Origin of the sequence: Nocardia sp. NPDC050630 (assembly GCF_044457245.1) — a bacterium.
Lineage (GTDB): Bacteria > Actinomycetota > Actinomycetes > Mycobacteriales > Mycobacteriaceae > Nocardia.
Map to the genome: position 1 here is coordinate 1 of NZ_JBITGN010000038.1, position 17,736 is coordinate 17,736.

17 protein-coding genes, 1 tRNA gene and 2 pseudogenes are annotated in these 17,736 nt (G+C 63.8%); 10 read left to right on the forward strand and 10 right to left on the reverse strand.

The window, feature by feature from the left end:
- The 3 genes and pseudogenes from ACIBG0_RS40485 to ACIBG0_RS40495 all read right to left on the reverse strand — a co-directional run.
- Nucleotides 1–406, reverse strand: a pseudogene (locus ACIBG0_RS40485) (hypothetical protein); the annotation flags it as partial.
- Nucleotides 407–623: 217 nt separating this feature from the next.
- Nucleotides 624–1,713: pseudogene (locus ACIBG0_RS40490) on the reverse strand (serine hydrolase domain-containing protein).
- Nucleotides 1,714–1,718: 5 nt separating this feature from the next.
- Complete coding sequence (locus ACIBG0_RS40495; protein ID WP_397040648.1) at nucleotides 1,719–2,234, reverse strand: pyridoxamine 5'-phosphate oxidase family protein; 516 nt, start codon at nucleotides 2,232–2,234, stop codon at nucleotides 1,719–1,721.
- Between the two features lie 1,391 nt (nucleotides 2,235–3,625).
- Here ACIBG0_RS40495 and ACIBG0_RS40500 point away from each other — a divergent pair.
- The 7 genes from ACIBG0_RS40500 (at nucleotide 3,626) to ACIBG0_RS40530 (ending at nucleotide 10,201) form a co-directional block, all read left to right on the forward strand.
- Nucleotides 3,626–4,087 (forward strand): phage tail protein, encoded by a 462-nt coding sequence (locus ACIBG0_RS40500; RefSeq protein ID WP_397040650.1) that lies wholly within the window; start codon nucleotides 3,626–3,628, stop codon nucleotides 4,085–4,087.
- A 199-nt stretch (nucleotides 4,088–4,286) separates the two neighbouring features.
- Nucleotides 4,287–4,604, forward strand: a complete 318-nt coding sequence (locus ACIBG0_RS40505) for a DUF222 domain-containing protein (protein WP_245567547.1) — start codon at nucleotides 4,287–4,289, stop codon at nucleotides 4,602–4,604.
- Nucleotides 4,605–5,282: 678 nt separating this feature from the next.
- Complete coding sequence (locus ACIBG0_RS40510; RefSeq protein WP_397040652.1) at nucleotides 5,283–6,476, forward strand: Cmx/CmrA family chloramphenicol efflux MFS transporter; 1,194 nt, start codon at nucleotides 5,283–5,285, stop codon at nucleotides 6,474–6,476.
- Nucleotides 6,466–7,464, forward strand: coding sequence for an IS481 family transposase (locus ACIBG0_RS40515; RefSeq protein WP_397040654.1), 999 nt, complete (start codon nucleotides 6,466–6,468; stop codon nucleotides 7,462–7,464). Before ACIBG0_RS40510 ends, ACIBG0_RS40515 begins: the two co-directional genes overlap by 11 nt.
- Before the next feature lie 168 nt (nucleotides 7,465–7,632).
- Nucleotides 7,633–8,370 (forward strand): leucyl/phenylalanyl-tRNA--protein transferase, encoded by a 738-nt coding sequence (gene aat / locus ACIBG0_RS40520; protein ID WP_397040657.1) that lies wholly within the window; start codon nucleotides 7,633–7,635, stop codon nucleotides 8,368–8,370.
- Between the two features lie 534 nt (nucleotides 8,371–8,904).
- Nucleotides 8,905–9,282: a DUF4870 domain-containing protein gene (locus ACIBG0_RS40525; protein WP_397040658.1), complete on the forward strand. Its 378-nt coding sequence runs from the start codon at nucleotides 8,905–8,907 to the stop codon at nucleotides 9,280–9,282.
- 673 nt (nucleotides 9,283–9,955) lie between these two features.
- The gene (locus ACIBG0_RS40530; RefSeq protein WP_397040660.1) at nucleotides 9,956–10,201 is read left to right on the forward strand and encodes a hypothetical protein; all 246 of its coding nucleotides are present in this window, start codon (nucleotides 9,956–9,958) and stop codon (nucleotides 10,199–10,201) included.
- Nucleotides 10,202–10,371: 170 nt separating this feature from the next.
- On the opposite strand, the gene ACIBG0_RS40535 is transcribed toward ACIBG0_RS40530, so the two are convergent.
- Nucleotides 10,372–10,584 carry a hypothetical protein gene (locus ACIBG0_RS40535; protein WP_364490034.1) on the reverse strand — a complete coding sequence of 71 codons (213 nt, stop codon included), beginning with the start codon at nucleotides 10,582–10,584 and terminating at the stop codon, nucleotides 10,372–10,374.
- Between the two features lie 910 nt (nucleotides 10,585–11,494).
- Here ACIBG0_RS40535 and ACIBG0_RS40540 point away from each other — a divergent pair.
- Complete coding sequence (locus ACIBG0_RS40540) at nucleotides 11,495–11,749, forward strand: IPT/TIG domain-containing protein (RefSeq protein ID WP_397040662.1); 255 nt, start codon at nucleotides 11,495–11,497, stop codon at nucleotides 11,747–11,749.
- A 192-nt stretch (nucleotides 11,750–11,941) separates the two neighbouring features.
- On the opposite strand, the gene ACIBG0_RS40545 is transcribed toward ACIBG0_RS40540, so the two are convergent.
- The 4 genes from ACIBG0_RS40545 to ACIBG0_RS40560 form a co-directional block, all read right to left on the reverse strand.
- Entirely contained in the window at nucleotides 11,942–12,178 is a 237-nt protein-coding gene (locus ACIBG0_RS40545) for a hypothetical protein (protein WP_397040664.1), read from the reverse strand.
- A 237-nt stretch (nucleotides 12,179–12,415) separates the two neighbouring features.
- Nucleotides 12,416–13,024 carry a hypothetical protein gene (locus tag ACIBG0_RS40550; protein WP_397040666.1) on the reverse strand — a complete coding sequence of 203 codons (609 nt, stop codon included), beginning with the start codon at nucleotides 13,022–13,024 and terminating at the stop codon, nucleotides 12,416–12,418.
- 228 nt (nucleotides 13,025–13,252) lie between these two features.
- Nucleotides 13,253–13,328: transfer RNA gene (locus ACIBG0_RS40555), tRNA-Gly, on the reverse strand.
- A 96-nt stretch (nucleotides 13,329–13,424) separates the two neighbouring features.
- Nucleotides 13,425–14,291, reverse strand: a complete 867-nt coding sequence (locus ACIBG0_RS40560; RefSeq protein WP_397040668.1) for an SDR family oxidoreductase — start codon at nucleotides 14,289–14,291, stop codon at nucleotides 13,425–13,427.
- 102 nt (nucleotides 14,292–14,393) lie between these two features.
- On the opposite strand from ACIBG0_RS40560, the gene ACIBG0_RS40565 reads away from it, so the two are divergent.
- Nucleotides 14,394–15,164, forward strand: coding sequence for a helix-turn-helix domain-containing protein (locus ACIBG0_RS40565; RefSeq protein WP_397040710.1), 771 nt, complete (start codon nucleotides 14,394–14,396; stop codon nucleotides 15,162–15,164).
- Nucleotides 15,165–15,169: 5 nt separating this feature from the next.
- On the opposite strand, the gene ACIBG0_RS40570 is transcribed toward ACIBG0_RS40565, so the two are convergent.
- Entirely contained in the window at nucleotides 15,170–15,919 is a 750-nt protein-coding gene (locus ACIBG0_RS40570) for a lysophospholipid acyltransferase family protein (protein WP_397040669.1), read from the reverse strand.
- Nucleotides 15,920–15,927: 8 nt separating this feature from the next.
- Complete coding sequence (locus tag ACIBG0_RS40575; protein ID WP_397040671.1) at nucleotides 15,928–16,680, reverse strand: lysophospholipid acyltransferase family protein; 753 nt, start codon at nucleotides 16,678–16,680, stop codon at nucleotides 15,928–15,930.
- 99 nt (nucleotides 16,681–16,779) lie between these two features.
- Here ACIBG0_RS40575 and ACIBG0_RS40580 point away from each other — a divergent pair, with 99 nt between their 5' ends.
- Entirely contained in the window at nucleotides 16,780–17,697 is a 918-nt protein-coding gene (locus ACIBG0_RS40580; RefSeq protein ID WP_397040673.1) for a hypothetical protein, read from the forward strand.
- The last annotated feature ends 39 nt before the right edge of the window (nucleotides 17,698–17,736 follow it).

Sequence of the window (17,736 nt, forward strand, 5' to 3'; positions counted from 1 at the left end):
CCGGAGAACTGATGTCCATCAGCCCGGAGATCTGCTGTCCGCCCAGCCGGACCCGCCGAATCCATCCGCCCGGATGTCCCGATGTCCGTTGACAGTGCGCACGGAACCCGGGGAGCTCCAGCCCTGTCGAACCTGAATATCCGCAGCCTGACCACGATCTCGGTCTGTAACCAAGCCGCATCGACCACCTACTGCGCCCACGCCCAAGCGAGATCGCCGCATCGAAAGCCCCCGCGTCCAAAATCTTTGGCGCAAAGCCCATGGTGAACTGTTTGAGCAGCCCGTTCGGCCCGGTCAGGGACAGTCCCTGCTCTTTGGCCATCCGAACCAGCTCCTGGGCGGCCAACTCTTCGGCCGAAGCCTGGACCGGCTCTTCCTTCCTGGCCACGGCATCAAGTGTCGTCATCACGGCACCTTCCCGCTGAACATCGCTCAGCGAATCAGGCCGGAAACACCCTTATATCCACAGTCCCACGCGGTGTCCTGCGTCAACTCCCTGCCACAAGTTGATCCTGATTTGACGATTTTCGGGATGGTCGGTTCAGGTCTGCCGACGAAGGTCGAAGGCGTGCATTCTTCTTCACTGTGGGCTGGATCGAAGGCTGAAATCTTCGGATAGTTACTCAAGCGTGTGGGGTGGTCGCGGCTGTGGTGAGGTCTGCGAGTCGTTGCGCGGTAGTGAAGTTGGAGGTGAGTCGGGTCTTGGTCATGGCGAAGGAGATGCCCGTGGCGGTGTCGACGTAGACGTAGCTGCCGCCACCACCGACCCAGCCGAACGTGGTCGATGCCTCGTCCGGGCCGGCGCCGAGGCGACCGAGGGGATAGCCCAGAGTCAGTCGCACGGGGTTGCCGAAGACCTGGTCGGTCCCCTCGAAGGTCACGGCGGTGATCTCGGCCAGCTGCTCTGTGTCGATGAGCCGACCGTCGAGGAGGGCGGCGTTCGCGGCGGCCATTCCCCGCGCGGTGAAGGTGCCCACCGACGGAATATCGGCTTGCAGGATCTCGTGGCTGTTGCCCATGGCCGCGGTGGGTCGCATTTCCCAGGGCGCGAGAACGGCATCGTCGTTGGACGGGGCGAGCGGGTGCGGTGCGGCATCTTCCAGTCGTGCCAGGCGGTCCAGGTCGGGTCGGGGCACACCGAAATACAGCTCCCCGTCGATGCCCAGGGGCGTGGCGACCCACTCGTGGAGAAGTTGCCGCATCGGTTTGCCGGTGGCCCGACGCGCGACCTCGCCGACGAGGTAGCCGAAGGTGAACGAGTGGTACCCCGTCGCGGTCCCGGGACGCCAGCGTGGTTTCGCGTCGGCGATCGCGGTGCAGACCCGCGACCAGTCGGGCAATTCAGCGGGTCCGATGTCGCGCGGCATCGCGGGGCACACCGACCGAGTGCGTGAGCACATGTCGAAGTGTCGCGTCCTCCTTGCCGTGGGTACCGAATTCCGGCCACACGTCGGCCACGGGTGTGTCGTATCCGACGGCGCCGGTCCGGACGAGCAGGTGGGCGATCAGCGACGCCATGGCCTTGCCGGTGGAGAAGCTGAAGAACGGGGTCTCCGGCGTCACCCGGCGCCCGGTGGCACTGTCCGCGACGCCTGCGACGGCGTCGACAACAAGAATACTGTGCTGGTAAACGGCAACCTGCACGCCGGTTTCGGCTCCGGTGTCGACGAATTCGTCGAGGGCGCTTTGGATCTGGTGCTGCAGTGCGGGCATCGTCGTCACCGCCTCGGCCACGTGTAGCGAGTCTGGCTCGACGTCGGTAGCTTGCCGAAAGCGAATCCGACGGTCGGCGCTACCCGGTACAGCCGGGTGCCGCCGGCGATAACGGCCTCGCCCAACCCATTCCAGGCACCCTCGGGGCTGGTCAGATGCGCGCCGTATTTCCGCTCGAAGTCCGCGACGGCCTGTGCCCGCTCGGACCGCTCACCCACCACCGATGCGACACCCTCGATGACGACATCCACACCGGTCAGAGTATTTGTGCCGGTCGTCAGCACACAGCGCGGATTGTGCTCGAGGTTGCGCGCTTTGCGTTCCTGAGCACCCGTGGTGAAGCACAGCCCACCCAGACTCCATGCCGCCAGCAACGGCGTCACGTGCGCTCGCCCGTCAGGCCGCACTGTGGAAAGCCAGAACACCTCCGCCTTACCGAGGACCGCCAACGCCGCCGCCCACGGCGTCGCCTGCGCACCGGGAGATGAGAACGGCCCCAGCAAGCACAACGTCTGGTTCACTGTCCGTCATGTCGCGTCCTTAGTCATGAGTGTGTTGCGTGCCCCTCTTGATGACGACCGGAACTCGCCGCGAAATTCATCGGTCCGCGCGTACCGGTACGCCGGGAACTAGCCCTCCACCACAATGAGTAGCCACTTACAGAGTGGTTTTCTGCTGGCTCGACGTGCTCGGAGCGTAAACCGAGCAACCCGGTCAGAAAGTTCGACGCACTAGAGCGGCGACCCAAATGACCAGCTCACAGCCTCGTGACTAGCGAAGTCGCGGCCGATCAGCTTTCATGGTCATAGGGAGAATCGCAGACGGGCACAACCGAGGCGATAACTCCATGTACACAAGCGGTTTCCAGACGCACGGATCACCGATCCGCGTCCGCCCCAGCATCCATCCCGTCACATCGAACGCAACGGTGCCCGCACCGGTCATCGGTATCCGCGCGCACCCGACGACACCCGTTCCATGCACCCCTCGTGTGGCGAATCAGGTTGCCGCAGATGGATAGTCATTCACGCGAGCAGTCGACCGACACCAGCGCCGAGGTGTCCCCGCCACACGAATCCACCTACCCAGTCGAGGTAGGCGCACAGGCTCTCGGTAAATCACGACGGTGGTACCTCACACAACTCAGAGCGGGCAACCTGCCCGGCCACAAGGCTGGCCGGACATGGTTCCTCAGACCACAGACCGTCACCAGAAAAGGCGGCAGACCAGCCATGCCGCCCTATCCACCGGCGACGACCTCGACGACGAATCCCTCCCCAGCAACACACCTGATGAGCCCCCTGCAGCGCCGAAACCGACAGCGCCGCAGGGAAACGGCACGGCCTGGAGGAGACCGCCAGGTGTTGCCCTGCACCTGTCCCCAGGCCGTGCTCCACCACCCGAAACCCAGCACAGGACCGCCGACCGCAATGAATTTGCGCTGGTTCCGTACGGCTCGGTCGTCGCTCGCCGTGCCGGACGAACCAGAGGGTTCTCGAAAGCTGAGTCCATCACCCGATGTCCCAAACCCATCGAGGAATACGCTCGCCGAGCCGATGTTGTCGTCGGCCACCCCGTTGTGGGACCACCGCGTTGCCAGTCATGAGACCACCGACATCAGGCGATCCGCTGGGAGAACGCGGTCCAGATTCCGATCATGGCGAGGGCAAACTGAACGTCTACACCGATTATCGGACGTGGGTACCGTTGCGACACGCCGCGCCGACCAGGTCGCCTCCGCCTGGCTCACGCTATGAGCACTGCATACGTCCGTTCGACCGCTTCGCACTCCACACGGTGGTCCCACGGCGTTGTAGAGTCCAGCTCGATTCAACCTCGCCATGCCGTCTCGGGACGAGATGGATACCCGGGTTCAGGAAGTTGAACGGACACATTCGCTGAGGAGTTCGCCATGCCCTACACCGTGGACTTCACCACCGTATCGACCGCCGGCCTGGAATCGTCGCCGGTCGCGGATGCCCTGGCCGGCCTGCGGGCGAACGAGGCCCGATATTTCAGGAACAAGTACGGCCACGACTTCACAGTGGAACCTGCGGCAGATGCCGAATCGACCGTCGACTGGGTGAGCCGGATCCTCGAAGAGGAACGCGGCATAGTCATCTCGTCACGGCCCCTGGAAGCCACGGCGTTCGAGGTGGCGAATATTCGCTTCGCCTATGTCTTCTACGAGAACGGGCTCGCCATCAACGTCATGTATTCCGTCGACGGCAGCGACAAGCGGGCGGTCGGATTCAAACTCTCCGAAGGGATGGACGTCCCCGAGGAACTTGGCTCGTTCAAGTTCGCGAGGCAGAAGTCGAAGTTGGCCGGGACGATTCGCGGCTCCTACTTCGTCATCAAGAACGAATACTGACCGCCGAACCGGACGGCAACGACAAGAGACCTTCGGTCTGCAAACCACTCTCATGACGGCGCTTATGCGATCGGCAACCTTGCGGGAGGCGCGGCAATCGCACAAGCGGGCGTAGGGAACGTGTTCTTCATCCAGTGACACCGACTCGGCAAGTCGAGTTATCGAACATATGTTCTATGTTTGAGGTAGGCTGCTGCGGGTGAACATACATTCGACCGCGCTGGCGCCGGATGCTCGAACACCAGGATGGCCGGAACTGGCCGATGTCGACTTGCTGCGCACCCTCGTCGAAACCGAACGCCGTCGGAGGCGACTGGATGCTGCCATGCGCGCGGCCGTCGCCGAAGCCGAGCGTCGTGGCCTCGCCGCAGACACCGGCTATCGGGACACCGTGGAGCTATTGACTGATCTGCTGCGGATCAGTGCTGACGAAGCGCGCCGGCGAATCGAATACGCGGCTCCGCAGGTCCGCTCGCGTACCAGAAAGATGTGGAGGGTGCTGGCGGCCGCGAGCTGAGGCCGAGCCCGGGTGCTTCGAGTTCCGAAAGATCAACGAGCCGAGCTCATCTCGACCGGACGAACGAGGATCGAATTCGAGCATGGCTGTGATGTTCGAAGTTCATGCATGGATCACGCGGTAACGCAGATGTGTGGCGTCGCGGCCTTCGAGCGAGCGGCAGAGGTCTAGTTCGATGTGGCCTTGTCCGGTCGGTTCGAACAGAATCCGGGCCGCCGCGCCGGTAGACGAACGCACTCAACTGCGGAGTTCCGTGCGTTACCGAGGTGGCACGGAAGCCAGCTGGCTACACGCGATCCGGTCACCAGCATCTTCTCCAGCCCCGAGGTCGGTTCCAGGATCGGCACGTTCCGCTCCACCTACTCCTGTGACCACCACACCTAGATGTTGCGAGTCATGACGTTGTAGTCGTTGCTTCGGTTTGATGCGGGTGGGTTGTTAGGGTGGCGGGGTGAGTTCTCCGGAGGCGTCCAGACGGTAGCCGCTCGGCCTGTGGGCTGGGCGGCGTTGTGAGTGTTGTTTCCCGCCGGTCACTGAGCGACTGGTGGGTTTGGGTATCTCGCAGCGCCGGATGATGTCGTTTCTTGCTGTCGGGTGCATGGTTCGCCCGATTCTGCAACCGATCTCGGGTGCCATGGATTATGACTGTGGCGCCCTGTATCCGGGGAGTTCTCTGTTATGCCCGTTGTGGTGTTTGTGCTGGCTGTTGCGGTTTTCGCGCAGGGCACGTCCGAGTTCATGGTGTCGGGACTGCTGGAGCAGATCGCGGCAGATGTTGGGGTATCGCTCGGTGCCACTGGCTTGCTGACCGCATTGTTTGCGGCCGGCATGGTGGTCGGGGCGCCGGTGATGGCGATGGCGGCGGGCCGCTTGCCCGTCAGGTATTCGGTGACAGCCTTTTTGGGGTTATTCTGTGCCGCGCATGCGGTTGGTGCCACGGCGACCGGGTTCGCGGTGCTGCTGGTGACGCGCGTTGTCGCGGCGGTCGCCAATGCCGGGTTCTTGGCGATCGTGCTGGCCGCGTTGCCGAGGCTGGTGGGCTCGGCGGTGCTGGGGCGCGCGACCTCGGTGGTGGTGTCCGGGGTGACCGTGGCCTGCATCGCTGGTGTTCCCGCAGGCACGTTGCTGGGGCAGGTCTGGGGTTGGCGTTCGGCGTTCTGGGCAATCGTCGTCATCAGCGCGGCAGCGCTGGTGACGGTGTGGATGATGCTCGGTGGTAACTCGCGTGAGGGCGTCATGCCGGACGGGCAGGCACAGTCGATGCGGGGTGAATGGTCGGTGCTGCGCCAGCGGCCGGTCCTGATAGCCGTCGTGTCAGCGGTTTTGGTCAACGCGGCAACCTTCGCCGGGTTCACCTTTCTGGGCACCATCACGACCGGCATCGCCGGAGGTGAACGGTGGGTTCCGGTGGTGCTGGCATTGTTCGGTGTCGGCTCGTTTCTCGGCGTGACGGTCACCGGTCGTTACAACGACCGTCATCAGCGGCGGATCATCCTTGTCGGAACGGTCGTACTCGTCGGAGTCTGGCTGCTGGCCGCTGTGACCGCACATGCGCTGATCGGGGTGTTGGTCATGTCAGTGGTGGCGGGTGCGGTCGCGTTCGGTGTCGGTTCGACGCTGATCGCGACGATCGTGCAGACTGCTACACCGGTGGCTCCGCGTGTCGCCGGAGCATTGGCGACCACCGCGCTGAACATCGGTGCCGTTGTCGGTCCTGCCGCCGCCGGACTGCTCGTAGACCGCACCGATCACCCAACCACAGCGTTGTGGTGTAGCGCCGTCTTCACCACCGCGGCGGTGGGTGTCACCCTGATAGGCCAGCGCAGGCGCGTCACGAGCCCGGTCGAGCAGGTTCGCGCCGATGCACGCTAACGCTCCGTTGTCGGTGGAAGGTCGGCGACGATTGGTCCAGCGGTGCCGAGACCGCCCGATCGCTCGCGTGGCCGCTGAGATGGGGATCTCGCGCCAGTGTGCGAGTAAGTGGGTCAACCGTTTTCGCCGGTATGGGGAACTCGGTTTACTCGACCGGTCCTCGGCGCCGCGTCGCCAGCCCACCGCGACCACCGCAGAGACTATCCTGCGGATCGAGCAGCTACGGCGCGAACACAAGTGGTCGGCGCGGCGTATCGCCTCCGAACTGGCCGTCGAAGGCTTGTCGGTGTCGGTGCGTACGGTGAGCCGGCACTTGGCCCGGCTCGGGCTGAACCGGCGCCGGTTCCTCGACCCCGGTGGTGAAATCAACCGAGCCCCACGCCGCATCATCACCCGCCGACCCGGACACATGGTTCACGTGGATATCAAGAAGGTCGGCCGCATCCCCGATGGCGGCGGCTGGCGAACCCACGGCAGAGGATCCGACCACGCCAAGGCGGTCGCTCGCACCAAATCCCGAGGCCACCGCACCGGATACGTGTTCCTGCACACCGCGGTCGACGGCTACTCACGTTTGGCCTACACCGAAGCACTGCCCGACGAGAAAGCCACGACAGCCATCAGTTTCGTCTTCCGAGCGTGGGCGTTCTTCGCCGCCCACGGCATCGACCGGATCGAACGTATCGTCACTGACAACGGATCGTGTTACCGGGCAGCCGATTTCGCGAGAGTCTTACTCGGTGCCCGCCACCAGCGGATCACTCCCTACACCCCACGCCACAACGGCAAAGTTGAAGGCTATAACCGGATCCTGGCCGAGGAATTCCTCTACGCCCGCGAATGGACAAGCGAAACTCACCGCACCGAAGCACTCGGGATTTGGAACATCCACTACAACTATCATCGACCCCATTCGACCGCGGGGAATCGGCCGCCAGCCAGCCGCCTGCCCACCGGCGTCACGAACGTCAGGGCCTCATACACCTAGATAGAAGAGCTTCCAGGTCCTGGTGCGACCGATGACCGATCGATCAACCGCGTCGCCTGGGCAAGTTCCCGCTCGACGGTTGCCAACTCCGCGGACCGATCGTCGTGCGACGGTTCGTCCCGTCGTCGCAGCCCGAGGCTGCTCGCTCAGGTCGGTAATGTCTGGCCGGTGACCGACGCTGCCGACCTGATGCGGATGTATCTGGTCGATCCGGACCAGCCTTTCCCACCTGTCGAGCTCGCGGATCCGTCCGGACTGGTCGCTTTCGGCGGGGAGCTGTCGCCGAAGCGGCTGCTGGGCGCCTATTCCGCGGGCATCTTTCCCTGGTACAACCCCGGCGAAACGATCCACTGGTACAGCCCGGACCCGCGGAGCATTCTGGTGCCGACCGACCTGCGGGTGACCAAGTCCTATCGCCGATCTGTCGCCAATGCCGACTACGCGGTGACCATGGATCGCGCCTTCGCTGATGTCATGTCGAATTGCGCCGGACCGCGTGCCAAGGAGACCGGAACCTGGATCGGATCCGACATGCTGGCGGCCTACCTGCGCCTGCACCACCTCGGTCATGCGCACTCGGTCGAGGTATGGCGCGACGGCGACCTTGTCGGCGGCCTCTACGGCGTCGCATGCGGCCGCTCCTTCGCCGGCGAGTCCATGTTCTCCCGCGCCCGTGACACCTCCAAGGTCGCGCTGTATTGGCTCTGCGCCCAACTGGCCGCCTGGGATTTCGCCCTCATCGACTGCCAGGTCACCTCCAGCCACCTCACCTCCCTCGGCGCCATCGACCTGCCCCGTGCGGACTACCTGCACCTACACACCCAGGCCGCCGCCCGCCCCGGCCTCTCCGGCCCATGGCAGTTCGAAATCCCGGTCCCCCACTCCCCCAACCACCTACCGGCGTGAACGATCACCGAAGCGACAGGCCAGCAACGTGCCGACCAACGACAATGCTGAATCGGGGTGCGGAGCCGGATCACCGAGCGAACCCGCAAACGCACTCTCATGCCGCGACCCGAGCGAATTCGACTGATGTTCTGGCATGAATTCACCACGCCGATCCACGTCGCCGACGCCATCCGTCATACCTGGCCGCGCGCACTCTCATGCTGCAGACCGCGCTGATCGAACCAGTCGGAGCGGAGCAGACGACCTGCAGGTGGCTGTATCGATCCGAGGCCGACCGAACGCACCGCGCCATGACGATGGCCGTGCAGTGGCCGGTGCTCGGAGACCGACGCGGCTACTCTGCGGATTTTAGGTGCTCGATTGTGTAATGAGCCATCACCCAGGCGTTTCGAGGTCGTCGGTAGTCGTCTCGTCGACAGAACCACGTCCCGGTTGCCGGCTGGCTCGGACCTGTGGGTTCGGACTGAAACCTGGGATCGGTAGGTGGCGCGCGCGGCATCTACTTGCCCTATGACATCTTCTCAATCTCCCATGAACCAACCGCAGTCCGCCGGTTTGGACAAAAAGACCAGCGCGATCCTGTCTTACGCACTGGGGTGGCTCACCGGAATCATCTTCCTGTTCGTGGGAAAGAACGATCCCGATGTGAAATTCCATGCCTCGCAATCGATCGTCTTCTTCGGGGCGGTCTCAGTGGTCAATATTGTTCTGAGCATCGTCGGGTCGCTCCTCGGAGTCCTGGGGATCATCTTCAGCCTCGCCGGACTCGCAGTCGCGGTCTTCGCGGTCGTCGTCTGGATCATGGCCATGGTCCAGGCGAACAACACCGGCGGTGTCCGCGCGCAGCTTCCCATCGTCGGAAAATTCACTGCCCCCTATGCCGATCAGTTGGCCAACTCGATCAAGTAGCGGCATATTCGAAGTCCCCAGCCCGATTTCGTCATCGAGGATGCTGTCGGCACCCTGCATGCGGACCAGATGCGACAGTCCGAAGATCAACGGCCCGAGGCTATCTCGGGCCGTTGCGTCCGCGTGGAACGTCCGAGAATGCCGATTCCCGAGTGATGGGCCCTGATCAGACGCCGATATCGTGGGCAAGCGCTCGGCGGTAGGTGTCCATGGGAGGAGGGCGCGTATGCCCACGGTGCGGCGGTTCTGGATCGAATTCGATCTGGGGAACGAACCATTTTCCTGGCCGGGGCTGCGGCAGGGCGTCGGTGTGACTGGATTCGACGAACGGGATTGCTTATCGATGGTGGTGGATCTGCTGCCCCCCGACACGGAGTTACCCCCTGTACGCCGCATAACGGTCGACATCTCACTGGCCGAGCCACTCCCGGTGAACCCTCCCACTCTCGGAGTCCCGGTGTGGCGAGGCGTCTGGTATCCGCCGAGGAACCTTCGGACCGGGCCGACGTGGCGCCCCCGGGGTGTCGACCGAACGGTCGAACGCTCCGGCTACCCGACACCTGTCACAGGTACGTCCCCTACGTGGTGGGACGAAATCCCGCATATCAAAAGTCTATTGGTGTCGCTGGTATACATGCACAATCCCAAGTTCGGTGATCGAAAGTGGGAGCACATGGTCTCGATGGAGCGCGCGATCTTGGCCAACGATCCGACCTATGCAGCCATGATGCGCGAAGCCCTCGACTACGTGATCGCTCGTCGCCCGACCCCGAGCGAATGGTACGACCCAACCGATGCCTGGTTCGATAATCAACGAGAACTGGACGAGTATCTGCGGGCCTTCCGTGACTACTTGTTCGGAAATCGCTCGGAGCCGATCCCCCCTCCCAGCAACAATCGGCTTCCACCCCGTGCATGACCCGGAGGCGGAGCAAGAGACTCCGTGGGGCAGAACGTCCTGTAATGCCGCCTATCTCGCGGTCCGCGAATGTCCGCATCTGCCGAATAGTTCGTTACCCAGGAGAAGTGCGGCAGGTCGAAATCCCGCCCGATGTGGCCGGCATGGCGATCCAACACGACTGACAATATCTACTCGATGAGGCGGGCCGCCCCTGGAAGAGTGACGCTGAACCCCTCTATGGCCACGTGCGCGACGTTGCCGGACTGTCCTGTCCGGGCATCCTCGGCGAATTCCTGCCAAGTGGTCGGCACAGCGGAGTCGATGACGGGTTCCTCCAAGTTGACGTCGTAGTCGTCTTCGTCCGCCGTCGGGTCCATCTGTTCATCAGCCAATTCGGCCACTTCTTTCGCTCATCAGCCGTCGACGGAACCGATGATAGAACGCATTTTCGAATCGTGCCAGGGTGTCGGTGACAGAATCGGAGCCCAGAAGCATTGGGCCGCAGGCCCTCTGACCTGCACTATTTTCGCTCGAGTAGCCGTTCGCGTCGTAGCGATTACGCGAAGATTGTCGTGACAGGCACCACCGGAAACGTCTGCCGCATGGTTGTAGACATCTGTGCGCGCTCATGCCGACGAGCGGACGAATCAGCGCGCCCGTCGGGTACCTCGGCGAAGATGCCGTGAGCGTATGTCGCCGGGCAGCTCAGGGCTATCCGTCGTCTGACCACAAAAGGTTCGAACTGCCGGAAACGTTTCGGCCCACGTCGTTGATCGAGACCGACCGATTGTCGCTGCGACCTGTTTCTTCTGCTCGCATCGGTTGCGGGCACCAGCGGTGCGTGACCGCGGATCAGGCTGTTGCGTCTGAGGTGTCGGTGATTCTTTCGTCTCCGGTCCAGTCGGTGTTGAAGCCGGCGAGATGTGGGTGGTACATCTCGTCGCCGGAGTGCTGGGTGAATTCGACCTTCACGGATCACTCACCGGCCGAGTACGTCCGCCGACCCCGAGTCCCGAACGAATCACCGACACTGGGGCTTTCGCACCTACAGTTCGAAGCACTGCTCACTGCGGCGCGCGATTCCGCCAACCAATTCGACTTCGCACTCGTCGCGATGCTCGCACTGCGGCGGGGCCGGCCCCGGAGGATGATGAGCCGCCGGACCGGGCAAACCGGAAGAGAACGAACTGTGGATCCGTTGCCGAAGTACCGTCGCCGGTGGGCTACTTGATATGTAGCGGTTTGCCACAGCAAGACCGGCATCCATTGCAAGGTAACCCTTTTCATTCTATTTCGACTTGGAGTTGGACCATGGCACCTGTTCTCACATCCCTGACACCCTCTTCCGGCCCTGCGACGGTTTTCAGCTCTGTGGTGATCACCGGCTCCGGTTTCAGTAATGTCGGTCCCTTGACCGTGCGGTTCGGTACGCAGGCAACCACATTCACCATCGACTCCGACACCCAGATCACGGCCATCTCCCCGACGGGGACAGGCACGGTGAACGTCACCGTCACCGTGGAGCTGGACGGCACCAGCAACTCACTGCCCTACACCTACGTCTGACGGCCCAATCGCGTTGCGGTCACAGGTATGGGGGCCGCCTGTCGATGTTCGAAGTAGACTGCACGACGCCCTCTCTGCACATGATGCAAGGCCATATCCTGCGTTGTCGAACGCTTCCGGGTGCGGCTATCTCCCGGAGCCGCACCCCATCGGCTGGTCATGGGAGCAGAACGAAAGTGGCGTACGCGGCGATCAGCAGGGTTCTCGACGAGACGAATCTGCCGCCCCCTGCTTGAAAGCCTTGGTCCACGAGGCTGCTTCATGGCGAACCATGCCGACGGCGACCGCCACCAGGAGCCCGACCAAGTCGATGATCAGGCTGACCAGAGCCCGAAGAAGGATCGAGTTGAGGGTGTTCATTAGAACCGAATACGCAGCAGTGCCGATAACCCACCACAAAAACACATGCCGCCATCCGCCCAGATCCACTGCCCGCCAACACCATGGCTACCGGCAGTTATTGCCACTTCCTACATATTGAGGCACACCTGACACGCAGGAGCACCTGGAACCGCTACCCCACCTGCGACGAACTGGCGTTGCGGCTCGGCAACTCCGGTTCCTCACGACGAATACCGACTACTTGAATAGCGGTTCCTGCCAGTCCGCAACCCCGATTTCTCGCAGATGCTCTTCACCAGTTGGCCGCTATTTCCCTGCCCGTGATCACGGCTGGCCGGTGGCGAACGCCTGTACGGCGTCGCCGAACTCCGGGCCGCCCACGACATATCCGCCGACGGTTCCACCGATCAGCACACCCGCAGGGATGCTGATCCCCCATATCAGGGGCAGACACGCCCCGAGGAGACCGCCCACGATGGCACCGCCGACGACGCCGGGCAGGTTCTTGTTGATCTGCTCCTTGAGCCGGTCGTAGGAGCTGATGTCCTTCAGTTGCGCAATATCTTCTGCCGTCGGGGTCGGCGTCACCGCCAGAGTGTGACCGTCCGCACCGACGTGCTGCGCAATCGCGATCGAACGCCCGTCGACGGCGAACCACTGCGGTATTTCGGTCACCGCCGCTCCGTCGCCGGACTCGAGCACCACCGCACCGTTCTGCGCGATCGCGAACTTGCCATTCTCGACGGTGGCGATAATGACTCCGTCGACTGGCGAAACGCTGATCTGGTAATTGATTCCGTGATCCATACCGGATGTCGTGTCCCCCGCACTCGACTGCTCCGTGCCGGCCAGCTCTGCATGCGCGGTTGCCGCAGTGACACCCACGGCCGAGATGGCGATCAAAACAGCCGCAGTGATCTTCTCGAACTTCATTCTTCGAATCCCTCCACTCAGCTGCCCCGGATGGGCGGACCGAGTCAGACCTTAGGCGTCGAATCCAGTGGTGTGTGGTACGCCACACACAGTTTCGAAGTCACTGCAGTTCTGTCTCCCATGTGACCGGTTGGAAAGCAGCACTCCGCGCATGCAGTGCGACAGCCCTGCCCTTGCGTAATCCCGTTTTCCGGCTGCACGCGGGGACCAGCTGACCTGGCGTTTTCGTGGAGCGGATGACGGGATTCGAACCCGCGACCCTCACCTTGGCAAGGTGATGCGCTACCAGCTGCGCTACATCCGCGTGCGCTTCGTCGGGGCCGGGAGGGCCGCGACGTTGTTGCGTCCGAAACTGTAGTCCGTCACCACCTCCAAAGGAAAATCGGACATTTGTGGCGCATTATGGAGCGGTCGAGTCGGCAAGTCTCGTGAAGGCGCGGGCGTGATCAGCTGCCCATTCGGCGTAGCTGCGGGGTGCGCGGCCGAGGATTTGGTGGACGTCGTCGGTGAGCGTCGCGTTGCCGCCGGCGCGGACGTACGCCTGGCCCGCCAGTGCTCCATCGGCGAATTCCGGGGACACGCCCGAGGCGACCATGTGTTCGCGCGCAACGTCTTCCGGCACGTCGACCATGTCCACCGGATGACCGAGGACCGCTGTCAGTGTGGCCACCTGGTCCGCGGAGGTGAGCAGCGCGGGGCCGGTGAGGGTGTAGATGCGTCCGGAATGGTCGGGCATCAGCAACGCCTCGACGGCGACCGCGGCGACGTCACGTGGATCGATGACGCCCTGGCTGCCGGTACCGGTGAGATTCGCCACCGGCTGGCCGGATCGGATGGCATCGGCCCAGCTCAATGTGTTGGAGGCAAAGCTCGACGGACGCAGGATCGTCCACTGGAGACCGCTTTCCCTGGCCGCCTGCTCGCCGGACATATGCCAGGTGCCGACGCGGCCGAGTTCCGGTTCGCCGGTGCCGATGGCGGAAAGTTTGACGATCCGGCGGACGCCCGCGTCACGAGCCGTGCGGACCAGCGCGCGATCGGTTTCGGCGTCGTCCGGACCGAGGACACCGACGAGGAAGGCGGCGTCCGCGCCGGTCATGGCGGCGACCATCGAGTCGTGGTCGTGATAGTCGCCCCGTACCACCTCGACCCCGGCGGGCACGCGCTGCGGATTCCGCGTCACCGCGCGCACCGGCACGCCACGAGCGGCCAGCTGACGGACGATTTCACTGCCGATTGTGCCCGTGGCACCGGTGATGACGATCATGAGGAGAGCCTGCCGCCGGAGCCACCCGGTTCGATAGGAAATTTCGGCACGGCTTCGGGTGCCGTATCCGGCGGTGAGCTGCATACAGTGGGTCGGGTGACCATGCAGGTAGACCTGACCGAATCCACGGTGCCCGCACCGGAATCGCTGCGCCCGTGGATCACCGAGCTGGGACGCTTCCCCACCGTCACCGATGCATCCTTGCCGTTCACACATGTGCCCCACGCCGGGACGACGATCGTGCTGCGTGCTGCCGACCGCCCCGACGCATTGGTCCTCGGCCCGCGGACCCGTGCCTCCTACTCCAAAGCCGATAAAGCCACTGGCTGCACCCGCCTGCGCCTGGCTCCCGGCGCCGCCCGTCAACTACTGGGCGTGCCCGCCGCCGTGCTAGCCGATCGCGTCGTCCGCTTGGCCGACCTTCCCGGTGTCGCCGCCGAATTAGCGAACGAACTCGCCAGGCTGCCAACGGAAGAGGTCCTGCCCTTCTTGGACGCGGTTCTCCCACAACGCATCTCCGAAAACATGACACAACGCACCCACCGCGAACTACTGGGTGCTGCGGTAGCCGCCATATCCGCGGCATCAACGGTCCACGGACTCGCCGCCGACCTCGCCGTCAGCGAACGGCAACTGCGCAATCTGTTCACCGACGGAATCGGCATCTCCCCAAAGCATTTCGCCCGGATCGGGCGTATACGCCAGATTCTCTCCGACGCGAGCACGGAGGTGTCATTGGCCGACGTTGCAGCCGTCCACGGCTACTACGACCAATCCCATATGGCGGCGGACTTCAAAGCTCTGATGGGAGTACCGCCCAGCAAGTTCTTCGAGGGACAGGTGCCCGTGCCGACCCCGTGCCGGTCTTCCTGACGAGCTCAGCGCCGCTGTGCCGCTCGAGCGCGACGACGGGCCATCTCCTCCCGCTCGAGCACTGCGGCCTCGGCGAGAGTGGGCGCGCCGCCGCCGAGGCGGGCCGGCACCCAAGGCGCGCCTTCGGGCATCGGGTAGCCGGTTTGCGCCTGTTCGAGCAATTCGCCCATCCGCGTACGGATTTCGGCGGTCAGGGCGTCGGTCGGTTCGGCGGGGGGGATCGGATCGCCGATGCGGATATTGATCGGGAAACGATGGCGACCGAGTTGCTTCGGGAAACCCTTTGTCCAGATGCGGTGCGCGCCCCAGATGACGACGGGAATGATCGGCACGTCCGCATCGAGCGCCATACGTGCCGCGCCGGATTTGAATTCCTTTAGTTCGAAACTGCGGCTGATCGTCGCTTCCGGATAGACCACGACCAGTTCGCCTGCCCGCAATGCTTCGACGGCGCGTCGGTATGAGGCCGCTCCGGCGGCGCGATCGACGCCGATTGCCTTGCAGTGCTTCATGAGAAAGCCGACGATGCCGTGCTCGAGTTCGGCCTTCATCATGAAGCGGACATTGCGCCGCGAGTTGCGTCCGACCAGTCCGACCTCCATGAAGTCCAGGTAGGCGGTGTGGTTCACGGTGAGTACGGCGCCGCCGGTGCGTGGGATCCGGTCCTGGCCGGTGATGTCTATCCGCAGACCCTGCACCGCGGCCCATGCACGAACCAAGCCGGTGAGAATGTCATAGACCGGTTCCCGCGACATGACTGTCCTTACAACGAATCCTCGGCCGACCGCCGTGCCGCCTTCTCCTCGGCTTCGGCGGCATCCATGGCATCGGCTTCTTCGAGGGTAGGCGCACTCCCGCCCAAGCGTGCCGGTACCCAGTACGCACCTGGTTCGTGCACGTAGTCCTTCTGCAGATCCAGCAGCATGGCCTGCATGGTGCTGCGCAGTTGGGCCGTGAGTTCGGCGGCGGGCTCATAGGGTTGGATCGGTGCGCCGACGGCAATGGAGATCGGAGTATTGGTGCGGCCCAGACGCTTCGGGAAGCCCTTGGTCCACACGCGCTGGGCGCCCCAGATGACGATCGGAATGATCGGCACCTCCGCCTCGATCGCCATGCGCGCGGCACCGGATTTGAAGGCCTTGATCTCGAAGCTGCGGCTGATCGTCGCCTCCGGATAGACGCCGACCAACTCGCCCTTGCGGAGGTATTCGAGTGCCGCTTTGTACGAGTCGGCCCCGGCGGCCCGATCGACCGGAATGTGCTTGAGCGCCCGCATGATCGGCCCGGAGATCTTGTTGTCGAACACCTCCTTTTTGGCCATGAAACGGATGTACCGCTTGGGGGTGCGCACGGGCAGGCCCGCGTAGGTGAAGTCCATGTAGCCGGTGTGGTTCACCGCGAGGACGGCACCACCGCGCGCCGGAATATGTTCAGCGCCCTTGACGCTGAACTTCAAACCTTCGACGAAGAAGACGGTCCGGGCAAGCCCGATTATCGTCCGGTAGACGGGTTCCACAATTCCGCTAGCGTAGTCGCTGACTGTCCCATCCGGCAGAGCCGCCGCGACTGCGCGCGTCTGACCCGTCGCTCAACGTTCAGAAAGAGGACCACCGAAGTGGAACGCGCCCGCCCGATCCCGCGTGAACGCGACTGGAAGGACCCGCGCGAACGCGATCGGAGAGGGCTGGCGGCCATCATGGGTGGTCTGGTGCTGACCGGCGCCGTGCTGCTCACCGGCTGTGATTCCGTGTCCGGCATTCCCGGCGACGAGCCGAAGCAAACATCGGCGCCGACTGGCACCACGCAAGCCGCCGCGATTCCGACCACAGCTCCCGCGGCCGTGGCGCAGGCGTTCGTGGTGCCGGTCGGCGCGGTCCCCGGCCTGCCCGGCGCGACGGATGTCGCGGCCCGCTTCGGGGCCGTCTTGGCTGGTTCGACACCCGCCGAATTGCGGTCCAAGTGCTGGATGCTGGCTCCGGGCAATGTGGCCGATATGGCCACCGAACAGAAGACGATCCTCAAGGCCCTCGCACGGCCCGCGACCACCACACAGAACACCATCACGTGGCAGAACGCGGGCACGACCGTCACGTTCGATCGCAGCGAAGTGATGGCGGCCACAAACGATTCGTCCCGGATCGTCTGCCCGTGGGTGGCACAGGATGGTGCCGAAGCCGGACCCAATGAAGCCGATGCCAGACACACCGTGCGCCGCTATCTGGCACGCTTCGTCGGCACCCCGCTCGATCCCTCGGATAAAGAGGGCACATACCCGCTGGTCTGCAAGGCGAGCCCGGCGAACTGGGATCCCAACGGAACCGGCAGTCCCACAGCTCCGCCACTTGTCGACAACCCTGGCAAGCTGACCGGAATCACGAAATTCACCGATCAGGAGATCGGCTCGGAGCGGCTGCGCGCGGGCTACGTCACGGTCCAGGTTCCGGTCACGAACTCCTCGGGAGTGACGCAGACGCGCACCTTCACCCTCACCGAGGCCAACGAGGGCTACTGCATCGGCGACGTTTCTGCCTAACCACTACCCTGGATGGCTGGTAACGGTCAGGAGGAGCAG

Excerpts from the sequence above, each read along its gene's own strand:
- ACIBG0_RS40500 (WP_397040650.1), top strand. The coding sequence starts at position 3,626 with ATGCCCTACACCGTGGACTTCACCACCGTATCGACCGCCGGCCTGGAA.
- ACIBG0_RS40510 (WP_397040652.1), top strand. The coding sequence starts at position 5,283 with ATGCCCGTTGTGGTGTTTGTGCTGGCTGTTGCGGTTTTCGCGCAGGGC.
- ACIBG0_RS40515 (WP_397040654.1), top strand. The coding sequence starts at position 6,466 with ATGCACGCTAACGCTCCGTTGTCGGTGGAAGGTCGGCGACGATTGGTC.
- ACIBG0_RS40525 (WP_397040658.1), top strand. The coding sequence starts at position 8,905 with ATGAACCAACCGCAGTCCGCCGGTTTGGACAAAAAGACCAGCGCGATC.
- ACIBG0_RS40530 (WP_397040660.1), top strand. The coding sequence starts at position 9,956 with ATGGTCTCGATGGAGCGCGCGATCTTGGCCAACGATCCGACCTATGCA.
- ACIBG0_RS40540 (WP_397040662.1), top strand. The coding sequence starts at position 11,495 with ATGGCACCTGTTCTCACATCCCTGACACCCTCTTCCGGCCCTGCGACG.
- ACIBG0_RS40550 (WP_397040666.1), bottom strand. The coding sequence starts at position 13,024 with ATGAAGTTCGAGAAGATCACTGCGGCTGTTTTGATCGCCATCTCGGCC.
- ACIBG0_RS40560 (WP_397040668.1), bottom strand. The coding sequence starts at position 14,291 with ATGATCGTCATCACCGGTGCCACGGGCACAATCGGCAGTGAAATCGTC.
- ACIBG0_RS40565 (WP_397040710.1), top strand. The coding sequence starts at position 14,394 with ATGCAGGTAGACCTGACCGAATCCACGGTGCCCGCACCGGAATCGCTG.
- ACIBG0_RS40570 (WP_397040669.1), bottom strand. The coding sequence starts at position 15,919 with ATGTCGCGGGAACCGGTCTATGACATTCTCACCGGCTTGGTTCGTGCA.